Here is a 17414-nt window from a genome sequence, read left to right as displayed (position 1 = left end):
CGGGCGATTTCGTTACTCCCCTGTCGCCGCGGTATCGGCCGTCCCGGCAGCCCGGGAGAGCCCGGCCGTCTCGGCGTAGCAGACCGCCGCGACGAACAGCGTCACCACGCCGAACAGTCCGGTCTGGACCGCGAACAGGTCGCCGCTGCCCGCGATCGCGAACGGGAGGCCGACCAACAGCGCGGCGCTCCCCACAGCGGCCACAAGCGCCGTGATCCGTCGGTCCAGCGCCAGCGCGGCGCCCGCGACGCCGCCGACCATCGCGGCAGCGACACCGCCAAACGTCAACAGCCCGCTCGTGGGGTTCGTGAAGAGGAACTGCCCGACGACGGCGACCGCGACCGGCACCAGCGCCGGGACCGCCCGCCGGAACAGGTACGAACAGGCCGCCCGGAGCGTCAGCGGCGGCGACGGCTCCTCGGGGTCGCCGACCGCACGAACGGCGTCGTCGAACCTGGCGATCGCATCGCGCATGGGTGGTAGTGGCTCGCCGGCTGAATAAGGCTACTCCCCGGCCGGCGTCGCCCGAAGAGTCGTAGTTCGATCCTACCCGCGCGGCGATCTCCCTCACCACAATCGTCTTCCCCCTCTACCCCGTGGTACTGACACACATGGATATACGACTCCCCGACAACGGCCCCGCGGAGCCGTTCCTCGGCGCAGCAGACCTCTTAGAGACCGAGAGCGAGATCGAACTCCCCGTCCACGTCCGCGTGCGCGACGATCCGGACGAGCGCACCTGGGCGGGCCACTACGAGGACCGTCACGTGCTCAACATCTCCCGACAGGCCGCCACGAGCGCGATGGCGCGGGAGCTGGCGCTGCACGAGCTCTCCCACATGGCCCGCTACGAGCAACAGCACCCCTCCCACCACCAGTCGACGCGGGAGGCGATCTTCCTCGCACTGGCGGGCGAGAGCGTCGAACAGCGCAAGCTGGCCCACGTCCACCAGCTCGCCAACCACATGAAGGACATCTACGCCGACGACATCACGCTCTCGGTCGCGCCGGGCGGGAAGCTCGTCACGTTCCTCGAGTCCCGGCTGGCCGACGCCGTCGCCGACCGACCGCCCGCGGCGCCGGCCGGCTGGCAGCTCGCGACCCCGGGCGCGGATCCGGAGATCACGGCGGTCAACGCCGCCTTCGCGCTCGCGCTGGTCGAACGCCACGACCTCGTCGGCCCCGACCACCGGATCTACGACCTCGCGCACGCGGCCGCCGACGACGCGCCGGAGATCGGCCTCGAGACGTTCGCCGAGGCGTTCCGCTCGCTCGCGGCCGACCCCTCCGAGAGCGAGTACCGGAAGGCGCTGGTCGACGTGACCCGGGATTACGTCGCCGCGGGCGCCGACTAGGCCTCGGTGATCCGCACCAGCACGTCGTCGATCTCCCGCGGGAACGGCTCGTTCGCCCGCCCGTCGCGGTTGGAGGTGATCGCGTACAGCGCGCCGTCGGGCCCCTCCTCGACGTGCCGGATGCGCCCGAGCTCGTTCACGAGCAGGTCGTGGCTGGTCACGGTGTACTCGTCGTCCAGCCAGTCGGCCTCGTGGCGCTTCCCGGTCTCGCCGAGGGCGGGCAGCTCCTCGCCCTCCGGGGTCAGCGTGAACGCCTTGAGTCGCTGATTGATCAGCGCCCCCACGAGCAGCCGGTTCTGCAGCGTCGGCGCCGCCTCGCCACGGTAGAACGAGGAGCCGGAGGGCGCCCACGTCGCCTCGACGAGCGCCGAACTCGCGACCGGTCGGTGGTAGTCGGTCCCCTGGTACTCGTCGGGGCGGCGCGCGTCGGGCCAGCCGTAGTTCGCGCCGGCCTCGAGCACGTTCACTTCGTCCGGCCCGGGGCCGTGCTCGTCGGCGACCGGCGTCGCGTCGGGGAGCCAGCTCAGCCCCTGCACGTTCCGGTGGCCCATCGTGAAGATGCGGGGGTCGCCGATGCTCTCGTTGCCTGGAGCCCCTTCGCCGTCGGGCGTCATCCGCAGCACTTTGCCCGCCAGCGAGTCGGGGTCGGCAGCGAGTTCGCCGTTGCCGGCGTCGCCGGTCGTCACCCAGAGGTAGTTCGCGGGGCCGAACCGTAGCCGGCCCCCGTTGTGGATGTTCGTTCTGGTGCCGGCTCTGGCGGGCGACTCCGCGAGCACGGAGACCGGCTGGCCGGGGTTCTCGCTGTCGGGTTCGAACGCCGCGAGCCGGACCACGGGCTCCTCGTCGGTCGTCGCGGTGTAGTAAACGTACACCAGCGGCACGTCGGGGTAGTTCGGGTGGGCTTCGACGCCCATCGTCCCGCCCTCGCCGCCGTCGACGAACCAGCTGTCCTCGTCGCTGCCGGGTTCGACGGAGCCGGCGGGGATGGCGTCTTCGGGCTCGAACAGGGTCGTCGTCTCGCCGTCGGCGTAGCGCAGCACGTCGCCGGTTCGCTCGGTCAGGAACAGTTCGCCGTTCCCGGTGAAGGAGAGATCCCACGGGATCTCCAGCGTCTCGGCGAGCACCTCGGTCTCCAGTTCGGTCTCGGCGGCGCTCGTCGGCGCCGACCACTCCGGGTCGTAGCCGTCCCACGCCGTCTCGTCGTGGTCGAGGCTGGGGTCGTAGCTGGACGGGTCGGAGGGGTCGCTGCCGGTGTCTGTCTCGGTCGGCTCGTCGGGGGCGCTGCAGCCGGCCAGCCCGACGGCCGAGAGGGCAAGTACCGTTCGGCGGGAGAGCGTGTCGGGGTCCACATCAGGTAGTCGCCACCGTCGACCAAAGGCTTTCTGTCAGGCGGCGCCCCCCTGATCGGCGCCGTCGTCGAGGAGTCGAAGCGGCCGGGCGACCGTGGACGCGGCGGCGACGAGGAGGAACACGCCCCCGAGCGCGGCGACGGCGCTGGTCTCGCCCAGCGCGTCCGCGAGGACGCCCGCCCCGACCGCCAGCGGGAGTTTGTACAGCTTGGTCAGCAGCGACACCGCCGAGACTGCCGTTGCCCGGCCGGCGTCGTCGACGGCTTCGCTCACGCGGCCGTTGACGACCGGGAGCAACAACGCTCGGGAGCCACGCTGGGCGACGAACATCGGGAGCGCGGCGATCAGCGCTAGCCGGGGGAGCACGAGCAGCCCGCTCGTGAGCACGGGCACGACGATCAGGAGGCGTCGCGTCCCCAGCCGGTCCTCGATCGCCCCAGCCCGCCCGCTCGCGACCGCGGTGATACCGCTGAAGCTCGCGTACAACAGCCCCAGCGAGAGCCCGACGGGGAGGTCCCCCGGGATCGTGGTCTCCAACATCGACTCCGCGATCGGCTGCACGTACGTCGTCGACGCGCTCAGCACCGCGAAAAAGAGGCCGGCGTAGAGCGCGAACGACCGGAGCGACGGGCGGGCGACGGCCCGCCGGAGCACCCCGAACGTCTCCGCCGCAGTCGGACCGCCACCCTCACCGTCGCGGTAGGCCCGGTTCTTCGGCAGCGAGGCCAGCGCCGCCAGCCCGAGGAGGTTCAGGCCGACGCTGGCGAGGAACGGCCACGTCGGGTCGACGCCGTAGAGCGCCCCACCGCCGACCGCAGTGACGACCGAACTCCACGCCATCACCGCCTCACCTCGGCCCCGGATGCGGGTGAACTCGCCGGCGTCGAGCCGTTCGCTGAGCGTGTCGTAGAGCCACGCGTCGACGCTACCCGAGGCGAACGTCAGCCCCAGCGCCCACGGGACGTACAACACCGCGTAGCCCACGGCCGACTGGGCGAACACGAACCCCAGCAGCGAGGCCGCCTTCAGTCCGATACTGAGCCCGATGCTCGTCCGCCGACCCAGCCGGTCGCCGACGTACCCCGTCGGCACCTCGCCGAGGACGACGACCGCGGCCGACAGCGCACTCAGCGACCCGACGACGGTGAACGAGAGGTCACGGAGGAGAAACAGCGTGAAGATCGGGGAGATGAACCCGACCGACCGGGTCGCCTGTAACAGGTAGAACTTCCGAACGACGGTGGAGGGCACGACTCGTGGGCTCGACACGCGTGGCGCAAAAACGCACCGCACTCCGGTGTGGAGCCCGGGCTATCCCGGCTCGAAAAACGAAAGGGAAATCGCGGACGTTAGCGGGCCGCGGCCGCGACGCGCTCGGTCTCCTCCTTCTGGGAGATCGGGTAGACGTTCACGTCGTAGTCGGCGGCGCCGATCAGCTGCTGGGCCAGCGCTTCCGCGGCCGGCGTCGTCGTGTTGCGCGAGGCGTTGAGCGTGCCCTGCGCGATGAACTTCAGCCCCTGGTCGACGCGGCGCTGGGGCGCCACGTCGACGGCTTTCGGGACCGAGATCCCGCCGTACTTCAGGCGGACGGTCTCCTCGCGCGGGGCCGCGTTCTCGACGGCCTCGACCAGCACCTGCGCGGGGTTCTCCTCGGTCCGCTCGTGGACGATCTCGAAGGCGTCCCGCACGATGCGGGTCGTCTTCTGTTTGTGACCGGTGTTGTCCTCGGTCTGCATCAGCCGGTTGATCAGTCGCTCGACCACGCTGATCTCGGACTTCTCGAACTGCTTGCTCGCGTGCCGACCCATCGTGTGGGCGACGGGCGTCACGTTGAGGTAGCGCTGGGTCGAGGGGTCGGAGTACTCCATGTCGGAGACGTCCCAGACGCCGAACAGGTCCGCGCCGGCCGAGGACTCCTCGGTCTCTGCCTCGGCCTCCTCGGCCTCGGCGGCTTCTTCCTCGCTCATCTGACTGGCTTCTCCGCGTTCCCGCGAACCAGTTCGATCAGCGACACGCCGTTGACCTTCTCGACCTTGTAGTTGACGCCGGAGATGTCACCCATCGCGCGACCCTTCGAGCCGCCGATGCCGGCGATGGTGACCTCGTCGTGCTCGTCGATGAACGAGATCGCGCCGTCACCGGGACAGAACGCGGTGACCTGCTTCCCGTTCTTGATGAGCTGGACCCGGACACATTTCCGGATCGCCGAGTTGGGCTGTTTCGCTTCGATGCCGACCTTCTCGAGCACGATCCCGCGACCCTGCGGGGCGCCCTCGAGCGGGTCGGATTTCTCCTTGAGTCCGCGTTCCCGGCGCGCGTACTCGGAGTCGGACCACCGCCGCTTCTGGCGGTCCTTCTTGAGTTTGCGCGCGGCGTACTTGCCGTTCGCCATACCCTCACTCTTCGACGGAGCCACTTAAGCGTCCCCTTTCGGCGAGAAGAGACGGGGCGAGAACGCGTTAGAGGTGGCGCTACTCCGATCTGCGCCCGTCCCGGCTACGCCAGCTGGACGTCCTCGATGTCGAAGTGCCGCGCAGCGAGCTCCCGTGCCGCCTCGATCGACTCGCCGCCGGCGCCGATGGCGACCCCGCGGTCGCCCTGTGGCACCTCGACGTACGCGACGGTGCTGCCGCCCTGGGTCGACAGGGTGACGTTGCGCACGGCCGCGGGCGCGAGGCAGTTCGCGACGAACGCGGCTGGGTCGTCGGCGTCCTCGACGAGGTCGACGCGGGTGCCCAGCTGCGCCTCGACGGCCTCGACGGTCTCGCCGTCCGGCCCGATCGCCGTCCCCATCTCGCCGGCGGGGATCACGAACACCGCGCGGTCGTCCTCGACCAGACAGTCCACCGGCGTCACGTCGGCCACGTCGGCGAACGCGGCGATGTGTCGGCGCGCCTCGTCCGACAGCGTCAGGCTCATCGACCGACCTCCGAGCGCGGGAGGCCGCGACGGTGGGTCGCCGGCGGCTGGGAGCGCGGTCGGCCCATCAGTCGTCGGCGGAGTTCGCGGCGCCGCCGGCGCCCATCCGGAGGTCGACGTCGCCGGTACCGATCGACACCGGCTTCCCGACGATCACGTTCTCGATCACGCCGTCGAGATCGTCGACCTCGCCGTGGATCGCGGCGTCGAGCAGGTGGTTCACCGTCACCTCGAACGCCGCGCGAGCGAGCACGGAGTCCTTCGACCCCGAGATCCCGTGGCGGCCGATCGACTCGATGGTGCCGCGGTTGGTCATGATGTCCGCCACCAGCATCAGGTGCCGGACGTTCACGTCGTCGAGCCCCTGCTCGGCCAGCGTGTCGTGGGTCTCGTTGATGATCGTCTCGCGGGCGGCCTCGATCCCGAGCTCCTCGTTGATCTCGTGGATGTTGTTACACGTCGAGCGGGTGACGTCGACCCCCTCGATCTCGAGGACGTCGCCGAACGCCGACCCCTCGGTGTAGAGGACGAACTCCTCGTCGCCGTCGTCGACCTCCTCCTTGCGGATCACGACCCGGGAGATCTCCTCGATCCCCTTGAACACGACCTCGCGGAGCTCCTCGACCAGCTGGAGCAGCTCGCGGTAGCTGGGCTGCTCGGGGCCGAACGCGATCTTCGTCCCCTTGCGCTTGGTCGCGACTTTGAGCTCGCTCTCGATCGTCTCCTGGATCTCGCCGGCGACCTCGCCGACGTCGTCGTACGTCGGCCAGCGCTTCTGGAGCGTGTCCTCGTTCAGGTCGATCGTGACCTGCATGTCCGCGACGTTGGTCGAGACGTTCCCCAGCGCAAGGATCTTCGTCGCCTCGATCTGCCAGACGACCTCGCGGGCCTTGTCGCGGTCGGTTGCGTACTCCTCCTCCAAGTGGACCGTCATCGTCGGCGTGTCCGGCGTTTTCCGGGCGTCGACGAGCTCGATCAGCCGGGGCAGCCCCTGTGTCACGTCGATCTCCGCGACGCCCGCAAAGTGGAACGTGTTCATCGTCAGCTGGGTGCCCGGTTCGCCGATCGACTGGGCCGACACCGTCCCGACGGGGTCGAGCGCGTCGACCCGGGTGTCCTCGTAGCGGGAAACGACCGCCTTCACGATATCCTCGATCTCCTCGCGGGTAGCGCCCTCGTTCTCCTCGATGGCGCCGTAGATGCGGTCTTTCAGCCGTCGCGGCAGCTCGGTCTCCTCGACGAGCGTCTCGGTCGACTCGTCGATATGCTCGAAGCTCTCGGGGAGCGCGTCGGCGTCAGTCATCGGTCACCCCCTGGCCCGCCTTGTTCAGGCCGGGACCGGCGTACTCAGAGAGGTTGGTCGTCTCGCTGCGCTCGCCCAGGAACCGCTTCTTCTGCTCCTCGCTGCTGAACTCCTTGTCCAGCACGCGCTGGGTGATCGACTCCACGTCGACGGGGTCGTCCTCGTCGGAAGCGACTTTCACCGGCGAGGTGCCGTCCTCGCCGAACTCGAACTGGACGACCGTGCCGGAGGTGTCCCGCACGGTGCCGTCGTACTGCGCCTCGAGTTCGGAGAGCGCGTTGATCAGCCGGCGCTGGAGGTAGCCGGACTTCGACGTCCGGACTGCCGTGTCGACCAGCCCCTCGCGGCCACCCATGGCGTGGAAGAAGAACTCCCGCGGGGTCAGCCCCGAGCGGTAGGAGTTCTCCACGAACCCGTGGGGTTTGGCGCCGAGGTCGCCGCGCTCGTAGTGGCTGAGCGTGCGGCCCTCGTACCCGCGGTTGATGCGTTCGCCACTGACGGACTGCTGGCCGACGGTGGCGGCCATCTGGGTCAGGTTCAGCATCGACCCACGCGCGCCGGAGCTCGCCATCACGATGGCGGGGTTGTCGTCGGCGAAGTGGTCGCTGGCGATGTCCTCCGCCGAGTCACGCGCCTTGCCGAGCGTCTGCATGATCTTCAGCTCGAGCGTCTCGTCGACGGTGCGGCCGGGGATCGAGTTCAGATCGCCCGCGCGGTACGTCTCGATCAGCTCGTCGACGCGCTCGTAGGCGTCGTCGATCGCCTCGTCGACCTGCTCGCCCGCCTCCGGCGGGATCGACTCGTCGTCGATCCCGATCGAGAACCCGAAGTGCATGATCGAGCGCATCGCAAGCGTCGCCACCTCGTTGACGAACACGCGGGCGCGGGTCTTCGAGTACTCCTTGGTGATGGTGTCGACGATGTCGCCGCCGAACGCGCCGATGGCGCCCTCGTCGATGGTGCCCTGTTTGAGCTGGCCGTCCTCGATCACGACCTCGTCGTCGGCCTCGGAGCGGAACTCGAGGTTGAGGTCGTCGGGGAGCAGCTCCGAGAACACGGTGCGCCCGGTCCAGACGGGCTCGCCGTCATCCTGGCCGTCGGGCTCGGGCAGCTCGTCGACGCTGGTCGCACGCAGCAGGTCCAGCGCCTGGTTCTCGGTGAACTCGGGGTTGTTCCGGGTCAGCAGATACGTGCCGGAGACGTGGTCCTGGATGGCGCCGATGATGTTCTCGCCGAAGCGCGGGCTGAGCATCTGCTCCTGGACGCGCATCAGCACGCGAGCCTCGGCACGCGCCTCCTCGTTCTGGAGCGCGTGCATGTTCATCTCGTCGCCGTCGAAGTCGGCGTTGTACGGCGTACACACCGTCGTGTTCAGCCGGAACGTCTTGTACGGCATCACGACCACCTCGTGGGCCATGATCGACATCCGGTGCAGCGACGGCTGTCGGTTGAACACGATGATGTCGCCGTCGGTCAGGTGGCGGGAGACCTCCCAGTCGGGCTCGACCTTCTCGGCGAGCTCCTCGCAGTTCTTCTCGGTCACCTTCAGCCGGCGGCCGTCGGGCCGCTTGACGTAGTTCGCGCCGGGGTGGCCCTGGGGGCCGTTCCGGACGTACGTGCGCGCCTCCTCAAGGTTGCGCTCGGAGACGTTCATCGTCTGGGTCATCTCCCGAGCCACGCGCTCGGGGACGCCGACCTCGTTCAGTGACAGCGTCGGGTCCGGTGAGATGACGGTTCGCGCCGAGAAGTTCACGCGCTTCCCGGACAGCGAGCCACGGAAGCGACCCTCCTTCCCCTTCAGGCGCTGGGAGAGGGTCTTCAGCGGCCGGCCGGAGCGGTGCCGGGCCGGCGGCGTGCCGGAGATCTCGTTGTCGACGAACGTGGTGACGTGGTACTGCAGCAGCTCCCAGAGGTCCTCGATGATCAGCTGGGGCGCACCCGCCTCGCGGTTCTCCATGAACCGCTGGTTGATGCGGATGATGTCGACCAGCTTGTGGGTGAGGTCGTCCTCGGAGCGCTGGCCGTTGTCCAGCGTGATCGAGGGGCGGGTGGTGACCGGCGGCACCGGCAGCACCGTCAGGATCATCCACTCGGGCCGGGAGGTCTCGGGGTTGACGCCGATGTTCGCGAGGTCCTCGTCCGGGATGTCCTCGAACCAATCCCGGATGTCGCTGGGCATCAGCTTGTTCTCGTCCTCCTCGGTCAGGTCGACGTCCAGCGCCTTCTCCAGCGCCTTGCGGTCCTCCTCGCGCGGCCGGAACTCGCCGCTGAGGATGTCGTTGACCCGGTCGAGCGCGATGCCGGTCTCGTCGGCGAGCTCCTGGGGCGCGACGCCGGCGTCGTCCTCCTCGTCCTCGTCGGGCTGCATCGCCTCGGCGATGATCTCGGAGTACTCCGCGGCGAGGACGTCCTGGACCTCGTAGTAGGTCGTCGGCTTCTCGTGTTTGATGTCGTACTGGGTCTCGCCGCAGTACGGACACCGCGAGGTCTTCCGGGCCTGCCGGATGGCGGCCTTCAGCACGTCGTCGGGGTCGTCGTCCAGCTCCTTCGCGCGCTCGAGCCGGTCGGCGAACTCGGCCTGCTCGTCCTCGGTGAGCGAGAGCCGGCCGCAGTCCCGACAGGTGCCACGCAGCAGGCGGCGGATCAGCTTCGCGAAGCCGACGTGGATCACCGGCGCCGCGAGCTCGATATGTCCGAAGTGGCCGTTACACGAGCCGGAGTGCTGCCCGCAGGTCCGGCACTCCAGCCCGGGGTCGATAACCCCCAGCCGGGGGTCCATCAGCCCCATGTCGATGGGGTAGCCGTCGTCGTCGTACGTGTCGGCGGTGATCACCTTCGTGGCGCTCATGTCCCGGTACGTCTCCGGGTCCATCAGGCCGAAGCTGATCTCGCCGATCTCCTTGGGTGAGCCTGAGATTGACATTTATACTGCGTCCTCCAGTTCGAGTTTGGGTCGGATACCGAGCGCTTTCATCTCGTCGAGCAGCAGCTTGAACGCGTAGCTGACCTCCAACTCGTGGATGTTGTCCTCGTCTTTCGTAATGGGGTCGTACACCCGGCGCTGCTCCACGTCCTCGACCGCGACCATCCCGGTGTCCTCCGAGATGTACACCGTCTCGCGGTCCGAGGAGTCGAGCAGGCGTTCCTTCAGCGCCATCGCGGCGCCGTGCCCGATCAGTACCTCACGCTCCATCTCCCCCACGCGGAGGCCACCCTCGCGGGCGCGCCCCTCGGTGGGCTGGCGGGTGAGCACCTGCACGGGGCCGCGCGAGCGGGCGTGCAGCTTGTTGCTCACCATGTGGTACAGCTTGTGGTAGAAGATCGTGCCGACGAAGATCTCGGCCTCGATCTTCTCGCCGGTTATGCCGGAGTACATGACCTCCTTCCCCGAGGACTTGAAGCCGCGCTCCTCGAGGCTCTCGCGGAGCTCCTCCTCGTCCTCGCCCTGGAACGCGGTGCCGTCGACGCGGCGGCCCTCGAGCGAGCCGACCTTGCCGCCGAGCATCTCCAGCACGTGGCCCACGGTCATCCGCGAGGGGAGCGCGTGGGGGTTCATCACGAGGTCGGGGATCAGTCCCTCCTCGGTGAACGGCATGTCCTCCTGGGGTGCGAGGTGGCCGACGACGCCCTTCTGGCCGTGCCGGGACGCGAACTTGTCCCCGAGCTCGGGGATCCGTTCGTCCCGCACCGAGACCTTCGAGAGCTTCGAGCCGTCCTCGCCCTCCATCAGCGTCACCGTGTCGACGATGCCGTCCTCGCCGGAGCGCATCGTGACCGAGGTCTCGCGGCGCTTCTGGGGCGAGAGGCCGCCGAGGTCCTCCTGCTCCTCGAGGAACCGGGGCGGCGAGGTCTTCCCGAGCAGCACCGAGTTCTCGTCGACCTTCGTCTCGGGGTTGACCAGCCCGTCCTCGTCGAGGTGGGTGTAGGCGTCCTCACCGCGGGCGCCGCGGACGTCCTGGGAGGGGATCTCGAAGCGGTCCTCCTGGCCGCCGGGGTAGCGTCGCTCCTCGCCCTCGTAGGTGCGGAAGAAGTGCGAGCGGGCGAGACCACGCTCCACCGAACCCTGGTTCATCACCAGCGCGTCCTCGATGTTGAACCCCTCGTAGGACATGACCGCGACCGTGAAGTTCTGGGCCGCGGGGCGTTCGTCGAACCCGATCTGCTCGGTGGTCTGGGTCTTGACCATCGAGAGCTGCGGGTAGTGGAGGAGGTGCTGGCGCGTGTCGGGCCGGATGCGGTAGTTCGCCGACGGGAGCCCGAGCGACTGCTTCATCATCCCCGCGCCCATCGTGATACGCGGCGAGGCGTTGTGCTCGGGGTAGGGGATCATCCCCGCGCCGATCCCGAAGATCAGCTGCGGGTCGACCTCGAGGTGGGTGTGGTTCTCGGTGATGTCGTCCTCGTCGACGGCGACGAGGATGTCCTCCTCCTCCTCGGCGTCGATGAACTCGATGATGCCGCGGTCGACGAGGTCCTCGAACTCGAGCTCGTCGTTCTCGACGGCCTCGATATGCTCGTCAGTGAGCCGCGGCTCGCCGTCGTCGACGACGATCAGCGGGCGCCGTGCACGGCCGGAGTCGGCGTTGACGATCACTTCGCGGGTGCGCTCTTTCACCGCGACGTTGACCATCTCGCTGACTTCGCCGTTACGGCGTGACTCTCGGATCTGTGCTGCCAGCTCCTCGGGATCCGGGTGGGTCCCGACGAGGCTGCCGTTCACGTAGACCTTCGCAGGTCGTTCCTGTTTTCCTGCCATCTCAGTCGTCCGCGGGTGTTGCTCGTTCGACGCCCTCGATACCGGGGATACCCTCCACGCCCATCGCGTCGAGTTCGCGCTTCAGTTCGCGCTCGTCGTCGACGTGCTGGGAGAGCTCCATCGCCTGGGCGAAGTTCTTCACCAGACCGCAGTTCGGCCCCTCCGGCGTCTCGGAGGGGCAGATCCGGCCCCACTGGGTCGCGTGGAGGTCACGCGCGTCGAAGTGGGGCTGGGAGCGACTCAGCGGCGAGCGCAGCCGTCGCAGGTGGCTGAGCACGCCCATGTAGTCGGTGCGGTCGACCAGCTGGGAGACGCCGGAGCGGCCGCCGACCCAGTTCCCCGTGGCGATCGGGTGCTCCAGCCGTTCGGTGAGCACGTCCGACCGGACCACAGTGTTGACGCTGAGGTCGCGGTTCCGCATGTTGGCGCGTTCGAGCTGGTACTTCACGTCCCGGGAGAGCTTGTTCAGCGCGGTCCGGAACAGGTCCTTCATCAGGTCGCCGCTGACCTTGAGTCGCTTGTTGGAGTAGTGGTCCTTGTCGTCGGAGTCGCGGCGCCCGAGCGCGAGCTCGAAACACGCCTCGGCCATCCGACAGAGGTAGTACGCCTTGTTGATGCGGACGTCCTCCTCGTCGACGCCCTCCTCGTGGAGGTGGGGGAGGAGGTAGCGGTCGATCACGTAGTTCGCCCGCTTGAGCTGGTAGTTCTTCCCCTGACCGGAGGCGACGCGCTTCCCGAGGGTCTCGATCGCTCCCTCCTCGGTCTGGACGTCGGCCTCCTCCAGGTTCTCCAGCATGAACTTCACGATCTCGGGGTCCTCCGAGACGCGGTGGACGATCTCCTCGTCCGATTCGAGGCCGAGCGCACGGACCAGCGTCACGAACGGCACCGAGCCGGAGACGGAGGGGAAGCTGACCTCGAGCAGCCCCTCGCGGTTGCGCTCACACAGCACGAGCGCGCGGTAGCCACGGCGCTGGGAGAACGTCTTGGCGACCTGGATGTCGTCGCCGTACTTGGTGTCGTGCTCCGCGAGGATCTTGTTCGGCGCGAGGTCCTCGCTGGTCATCAGCACGCGCTCGGAGCCGTTGACGATGAAGTAGCCGCCGGGGTCGACGGGGTCCTCGCCGATGTCGATCAGCTCCTCGTCGGAGAACCCGTCGATGTTACATTTGTTCGAGCCGACCATGATCGGCATCCGGCCGACCTTGGTCTCGGTCTGGTCGACGACTTCCTCGGGCTCCTCCTCGCCGCCCCGGACGATGGACATCTCCATGAACACCGGCGCGGCGTAGGTGATGTTGCGCAGGCGGGCCTCCTGCGGGTAGAGCAGCTCCTCGGAGCCGTCGGCCTCCCGGACACGCGGCGTCAGGATGCGCACGTCGCCGAGCTCGACCCAGACGGGCTCCTGGCCCTCCTTGTCGCCGATGTCGGTGCCGATCGTCTCCTTCTCGTCGACCACGTCCTGCATCCCGCGGTCGAGGAAGTTGTTGAACGATCGGAAGTGGTGCTCCGCCAGCCGTTCCTGGGAGAAGTACTCCCGGGAGACAGCGCGGCGATCCTCCCGATCCATTATTCGACCACCAGCCTGTAAACGACGGCTGTGTCTGTGGTGCGCGAGTCGCGCTCGATGCGGACGACGTCGCCGGGCTCTGCCTCCTTCGGCAGGGCGGGGTCCTTGCGTTTGATCTTGGGTAGGTTGGTCTTCTTCACTTGGTACTCCTCCAGCACCTCCTCGACCTCGGGCTCGTCGAGGAGCGTGTGCTCCGGAACCAGTTCGTGTTGGCTTACGTCTACCATAGGTGTTGGGCGTTGGGAGAATCGGTCACGAGATACTACGGCTGTATTTTAGCCGGCGGCACATAACGCTTGCTAAATGTAGGTCGCGCGTGCGCGAGCGGTTCCCAGACCGGGCGTCGACGCCGCCGCTCGAGAGGGGCAACACCCCGCTACGTCGGGCCATCACACGGCGCCGATGGATAACAAGCCTTATCTACCAAACGGCAGTACGATTGAGTGCAGCGAGGCAGCGTGCCCGGATGGTGTAGTGGCCCATCATACAACCCTGTCACGGTTGTGACGCGGGTTCAAATCCCGCTCCGGGCGTCAAGGCTTCTACGTCCATTTTACTGAATTTCTGGGTAGAAACTATCTCTTTCCGGGGTCGTACGATCCAGCACAATTATTTCGGGTTGACCTCACTCCGGCTCACGCGTGCGGAGAGTAGAGACCGTGAAGAACGGCACATTCTTGCCGCATTTAGGTCACAATCCTGACCGGGTATACTGAATGGTCCCGCATACTTTCCAAAGCGACTCGCCCCACCGAGACGAGTTCTCACCACCTGATTCTGGTGTGAAACAGCCGGTAAGTGGGGTTGCGAACCTATCGACGGATATTTTTATCAATCTGTGGTGAGATAACCAGAATAATGAATATCCTTCTTGTCGCCCTCGGACTTGGGTTATCGGCACTTGGGGGGTATAGCATTGTACATCCTCAGAGATTGGTTGATGTAAGGGCTGAACACAGATTTGAGGATTCTGAGCTGTCAGAGCAGGGTGGACTTGTGCAACGAGGTATAGGAATATTCGGAGTCGTTCTCGGTTTGATGATAATATTCACTGGATTTCTCATCTAGGAATCAATCCGTAGTTCACCTGTATCTACCATTGCCTCCTTTTCCGAACCCACCACCTTCTCGCTGAATTAGGGCCTCTGCTACTGGGTCTCGAAGGTGTGTAATTTATCAGACTATCTGGCAGAGGATTTTTTCGGCCAACGTGTAATCCGTGGCGCGGATAACTGGTGGGTGGGGGGCGAGGGTTTAAGACAGATTGGCGGTTAGTGTGGGGTAGCACGGGTGAAATTGCGGACTCCCGGATGATGTTGCCGTCATAGTCCGACGACAGCGAACGAAGTGAGCTGCCGTCTGTCACGGTTGTGACGCGGGTTCAAATCCCGCTCCGGGCGTCTTCTGCTGGACTCAACTGGCGAGCGAGAAGCTTGCTTCGAGCGAGCCCTGAGTCCAGCGAAACGACCACGAGGGATTCTGAACCCAGAGAACGAGTGTAGCGAGTTCTCGTGGTTCAAATCCCGCTCCGGGCGCTTTCTGTTGCGACCAACCGACGAGCGCCGAGCTTGCGAGGCGCGAGTCCGGTCGCAACGAAACGCCGACGAAGGGATTTGAAGCAGGGAGGTCGTGGGCAGCGAACGAAGTGAGCGAGCACGTCCGACCGTGGTTCAAATCCCGCTCCGGGCGCTTCTTCCGCGAACAAGTGAGTGAGGAGCGACAGCGTTCACGAGAGCTTTGCTCTCGTGAGCCAATCAGAACGCGCTGCGTTCTGATGACGACGAGGGAACCGCGATCCGAGAACGACTGCCAGAAAATCGTTCTCTCCTCGCAGCCGTGTTCGATTCCCCAGCGGTGGAAGCGAAACGTCTGGCAGGTAGCTATTGCTTAGTTAACACAGGGACTCACCATTCCTATCCCGCACGTGTCCGGTGGACAGGCCGGTTCGGTTATGAGGAGTCGAGCTGTTCGGTGAGTTCGACGATCAAACCCTCCGGACCGCGGACATAGCAGAGTCGGTAGATGCCCTCGTAATCACGAACCTCGCCGACGGTGTCAAAGCCGTTGTCTCGTAGTCTATCAACGATCGTATCGAGGCCATCGACCTCAATGGCGATGTGCCGGAAGCCCATCCGGTTCGCAGGAAAGCGGTGTGCGCCCTCATCGTCGATCGGCGCGTGGTACTTGACGAGTTCGAGCCTGCCACTGCCGTCCGGCGCTCGTATCATCACCACCTCCGCCCGGACGCCGTCGAGTCCGTTGATCTTATCGACCGTCTCGCCCTCGACCGACGCCCCGCCCTCGCGCTCGAATCCGAGGTCGAGGAAGAACGCGGCCACGGCGTCGAGGTCATCGACGACAACACCTACATGATCGAAACGTAGCGTCTCCATATCATACACTCTAGACGTTCGACTCTATTGAACCAACCTGCTACTGAAACGCTGAAGCTGCGAGGACGACCGGATCGAGAGTGACCCATTTTCGGCGGTTGGTTGGGGAAACCCAACGATATCTACACGGTATCGAACGATCCGGCTACCTGTCCGACCGCCGATCGAGCGGTCCTCTCCGGCGGTTCAGTCGTCGTCCGCCGCCACCACCTGCTTCCCGTCCGTCAGCACGTCCACTTGCGCGGAGAGCCACGCGTCGATGTCCTCCTCCTGCACTGACGTTTGCAGCGACGCCATCCGCTCGCGGCGCTCGGGTTCGTCCATCGCCAGCGCCTCGCGGATCGTCTCGGCGAACCCCGCCGCGTCGTAGGGGTTCACCGACAGCGCCGCGGGACAGAGCGACTCGGCGGCGCCGACGAAGCGACTCAGCACCAGCGCGCCCGGCACCCTGTCGCGGGCGGGCTCGTCGCGGCCGTTCGACTGCGCGAGGCCGGCAGTCGGCGCCGGCTGCCCCTGTGCGGCGACGAACTCCTTGGCGACGAGGTTCATCCCGTCGCGCCGGGAGCTCACCACCGCCACGTCGGCGTGGCGGTACAGCCCCGCGAGTTCGCGGTCGTCGATCTCCTCCTCGATATACACCGCGGGCGTCCAGTCCTCCGTCCCGTGCGCCTGATCGAGGGCGGCGATCCGCTCGCGCACCTCGTCGTAGTAGCGCCGGTAGGCGGGAATCCCCTCGCGGGTCCGAGTGCCCTTCTGGACGTAGGTGAACTCGCCCGCGAGGTCGGGGTTCGTCTCCAGCAGGTGGGCGAGCGCGTCGAGGCGTTCCACCACGCCCTTCGTGTAGTCGAGGCGGTCGACGCCCAGTACGACCGGGCGGTCGGGGTCGAGGTCGTAGCGGTCGGTGACTCGGTCCCAGTAGTGGGTCGCCGCGTCGCTACGGGCGTTCGAGGCGACGCGTTCGACGTCGACGCCGATGGGTGAGGCGTACGTCTCTATCGTCCGGCCGTCGTAGCGGATCGTCGATCCCGTCACCTCGGCGTCGGGGACGAACCGGGCCACACAGTCCCGGAAGTTCGCGGCGTAGCGGTCGAGGTGGAACCCGAGCGCGTCGTTGCCGAGCAGGCCGCGGAGCAGTTCGGTCGCCTGCGGGCAGATCTCGAAAAAGTCCGGCGTCGGCCACGGGACGTGCCAGAACTGCACCAGCCGCGCGTCCGGGCGAGCCTCGCGGACGTACCGCGGCGCCAGCGCGAGGTGGTAGTCCTGGAACCAGACCACGTCCGGGTCGGCGTCGACCGCGCGCTCGGCGAACCGGCGGTTGGCCTCGCGGTACGCCGGCGCGAACTCGGGGTCGACGTTCACGGGATCGGCTTCGAGGTGGCAGATCGGCCAGAGCACCTGGTTGCTGTAGCCGTAGTAGTAGTTCTCGACCAGCCGCCGGGGGAGGTCGATCCGGGAGAGCGTGTAGCCCGGGTCGTCGCCGTCGGCCGCGCCGGGCGGCATCTCGACCTCGCCGTCGGGCGCGACTGCGGGGTCGAAGTCGGCGTCGCCGCTCCCCCACGCGACCCACGTGCCGCCGGTCTCGGCGACGGCGCCGTCGAGCGCCGTGACGAGCCCACCCGCGGGGCGCTCGACCGTCGGCTCGCCGTCGGCGTACTCGTGGACGTACGGCTCGCGGTTCGACACGACCACGAGCGAGCGGTCGCCGAGCGCGTCGTCGATCACGCCCGGTCGTGGTCGCCGGGCGGAGTTGAACCCATCGGGACCGGCAG

Annotated in this window: 14 protein-coding genes and 1 tRNA gene; 2 read left to right on the top strand and 13 right to left on the bottom strand. The window is 67.1% G+C overall.

The window, feature by feature from the left end; translation table 11 throughout:
- Window positions 1-12: 12 nt before the first annotated feature.
- Complete coding sequence (locus tag B4589_RS13475; RefSeq protein WP_079234749.1) at window positions 13-474, bottom strand: hypothetical protein; 462 nt, start codon at window positions 472-474, stop codon at window positions 13-15.
- 137 nt (window positions 475-611) lie between these two features.
- On the opposite strand from B4589_RS13475, the gene B4589_RS13470 reads away from it, so the two are divergent.
- On the top strand, window positions 612-1355 hold the full coding sequence (locus B4589_RS13470) for a DUF5781 family protein (protein WP_079234748.1): 744 nt from the start codon (window positions 612-614) through the stop codon (window positions 1353-1355).
- Here B4589_RS13470 and B4589_RS13465 read toward each other — a convergent pair.
- From B4589_RS13465 to B4589_RS13420, 10 genes are all read right to left on the bottom strand, one after another.
- Entirely contained in the window at window positions 1352-2704 is a 1353-nt protein-coding gene (locus B4589_RS13465) for a sorbosone dehydrogenase family protein (protein ID WP_079234747.1), read from the bottom strand. The two genes, B4589_RS13470 and B4589_RS13465, sit on opposite strands and share 4 nt — an antisense overlap.
- 36 nt (window positions 2705-2740) lie before the next feature.
- Complete coding sequence (locus B4589_RS13460) at window positions 2741-3955, bottom strand: MFS transporter (protein ID WP_158081185.1); 1215 nt, start codon at window positions 3953-3955, stop codon at window positions 2741-2743.
- Between the two features lie 98 nt (window positions 3956-4053).
- Complete coding sequence (locus B4589_RS13455; protein WP_079234745.1) at window positions 4054-4671, bottom strand: 30S ribosomal protein S7; 618 nt, start codon at window positions 4669-4671, stop codon at window positions 4054-4056.
- Entirely contained in the window at window positions 4668-5096 is a 429-nt protein-coding gene (locus B4589_RS13450) for a 30S ribosomal protein S12 (RefSeq protein ID WP_049979636.1), read from the bottom strand. The genes B4589_RS13455 and B4589_RS13450 overlap by 4 nt, the downstream gene beginning before the upstream one ends.
- A 104-nt stretch (window positions 5097-5200) precedes the next feature.
- Entirely contained in the window at window positions 5201-5623 is a 423-nt protein-coding gene (locus tag B4589_RS13445) for a NusA-like transcription termination signal-binding factor (RefSeq protein WP_079234744.1), read from the bottom strand.
- A gap of 67 nt (window positions 5624-5690) precedes the next feature.
- Entirely contained in the window at window positions 5691-6926 is a 1236-nt protein-coding gene (gene rpoA2, locus B4589_RS13440) for a DNA-directed RNA polymerase subunit A'' (protein ID WP_079234743.1), read from the bottom strand.
- The gene (locus tag B4589_RS13435; protein WP_079234742.1) at window positions 6919-9849 is read right to left on the bottom strand and encodes a DNA-directed RNA polymerase subunit A'; all 2931 of its coding nucleotides are present in this window, start codon (window positions 9847-9849) and stop codon (window positions 6919-6921) included. The genes rpoA2 and B4589_RS13435 overlap by 8 nt, the downstream gene beginning before the upstream one ends.
- A complete protein-coding gene (gene rpoB / locus B4589_RS13430; RefSeq protein WP_079234741.1) occupies window positions 9850-11682 on the bottom strand; it encodes a DNA-directed RNA polymerase subunit B in 1833 nt (610 codons plus the stop codon).
- A 1-nt stretch (window position 11683) separates the two neighbouring features.
- The gene (locus B4589_RS13425) at window positions 11684-13252 is read right to left on the bottom strand and encodes a DNA-directed RNA polymerase subunit B'' (RefSeq protein ID WP_079234740.1); all 1569 of its coding nucleotides are present in this window, start codon (window positions 13250-13252) and stop codon (window positions 11684-11686) included.
- Window positions 13252-13479: a DNA-directed RNA polymerase subunit H gene (locus tag B4589_RS13420; RefSeq protein ID WP_079234739.1), complete on the bottom strand. Its 228-nt coding sequence runs from the start codon at window positions 13477-13479 to the stop codon at window positions 13252-13254. The genes B4589_RS13425 and B4589_RS13420 overlap by 1 nt, the downstream gene beginning before the upstream one ends.
- Window positions 13480-13712: 233 nt before the next feature.
- Between B4589_RS13420 and B4589_RS13415 the strand changes: the two genes are divergently transcribed.
- Window positions 13713-13785: transfer RNA gene (locus B4589_RS13415), tRNA-Asp, on the top strand.
- Window positions 13786-15201: 1416 nt separating this feature from the next.
- On the opposite strand, the gene B4589_RS13410 is transcribed toward B4589_RS13415, so the two are convergent.
- Both B4589_RS13410 and B4589_RS13405 read right to left on the bottom strand, forming a co-directional pair.
- Complete coding sequence (locus B4589_RS13410; RefSeq protein ID WP_079234738.1) at window positions 15202-15645, bottom strand: VOC family protein; 444 nt, start codon at window positions 15643-15645, stop codon at window positions 15202-15204.
- A 186-nt stretch (window positions 15646-15831) separates the two neighbouring features.
- Window positions 15832-17367 carry a trehalose-6-phosphate synthase gene (locus B4589_RS13405; RefSeq protein WP_217920466.1) on the bottom strand — a complete coding sequence of 512 codons (1536 nt, stop codon included), beginning with the start codon at window positions 17365-17367 and terminating at the stop codon, window positions 15832-15834.
- Window positions 17368-17414 lie beyond the last annotated feature (47 nt).

The sequence above is a fragment of the Halolamina sp. CBA1230 genome, assembly GCF_002025255.2.
In the GTDB taxonomy this organism is placed as follows: domain Archaea; phylum Halobacteriota; class Halobacteria; order Halobacteriales; family Haloferacaceae; genus Halolamina.
This window is presented reverse-complemented; position numbering and strand designations above follow the sequence as displayed.

What these genes read in the sequence shown, in the direction of transcription:
- B4589_RS13475 (WP_079234749.1), bottom strand. Translation starts at nt 474, where the DNA reads ATGCGCGATGCGATCGCCAGGTTCGACGACGCCGTTCGTGCGGTCGGC.
- B4589_RS13470 (WP_079234748.1), top strand. Translation starts at nt 612, where the DNA reads ATGGATATACGACTCCCCGACAACGGCCCCGCGGAGCCGTTCCTCGGC.
- B4589_RS13455 (WP_079234745.1), bottom strand. Translation starts at nt 4,671, where the DNA reads ATGAGCGAGGAAGAAGCCGCCGAGGCCGAGGAGGCCGAGGCAGAGACC.
- B4589_RS13450 (WP_049979636.1), bottom strand. Translation starts at nt 5,096, where the DNA reads ATGGCGAACGGCAAGTACGCCGCGCGCAAACTCAAGAAGGACCGCCAG.
- B4589_RS13445 (WP_079234744.1), bottom strand. Translation starts at nt 5,623, where the DNA reads ATGAGCCTGACGCTGTCGGACGAGGCGCGCCGACACATCGCCGCGTTC.
- rpoA2 (WP_079234743.1), bottom strand. Translation starts at nt 6,926, where the DNA reads ATGACTGACGCCGACGCGCTCCCCGAGAGCTTCGAGCATATCGACGAG.
- B4589_RS13435 (WP_079234742.1), bottom strand. Translation starts at nt 9,849, where the DNA reads ATGTCAATCTCAGGCTCACCCAAGGAGATCGGCGAGATCAGCTTCGGC.
- rpoB (WP_079234741.1), bottom strand. Translation starts at nt 11,682, where the DNA reads ATGGCAGGAAAACAGGAACGACCTGCGAAGGTCTACGTGAACGGCAGC.
- B4589_RS13425 (WP_079234740.1), bottom strand. Translation starts at nt 13,252, where the DNA reads ATGGATCGGGAGGATCGCCGCGCTGTCTCCCGGGAGTACTTCTCCCAG.
- B4589_RS13420 (WP_079234739.1), bottom strand. Translation starts at nt 13,479, where the DNA reads ATGGTAGACGTAAGCCAACACGAACTGGTTCCGGAGCACACGCTCCTC.
- B4589_RS13410 (WP_079234738.1), bottom strand. Translation starts at nt 15,645, where the DNA reads ATGGAGACGCTACGTTTCGATCATGTAGGTGTTGTCGTCGATGACCTC.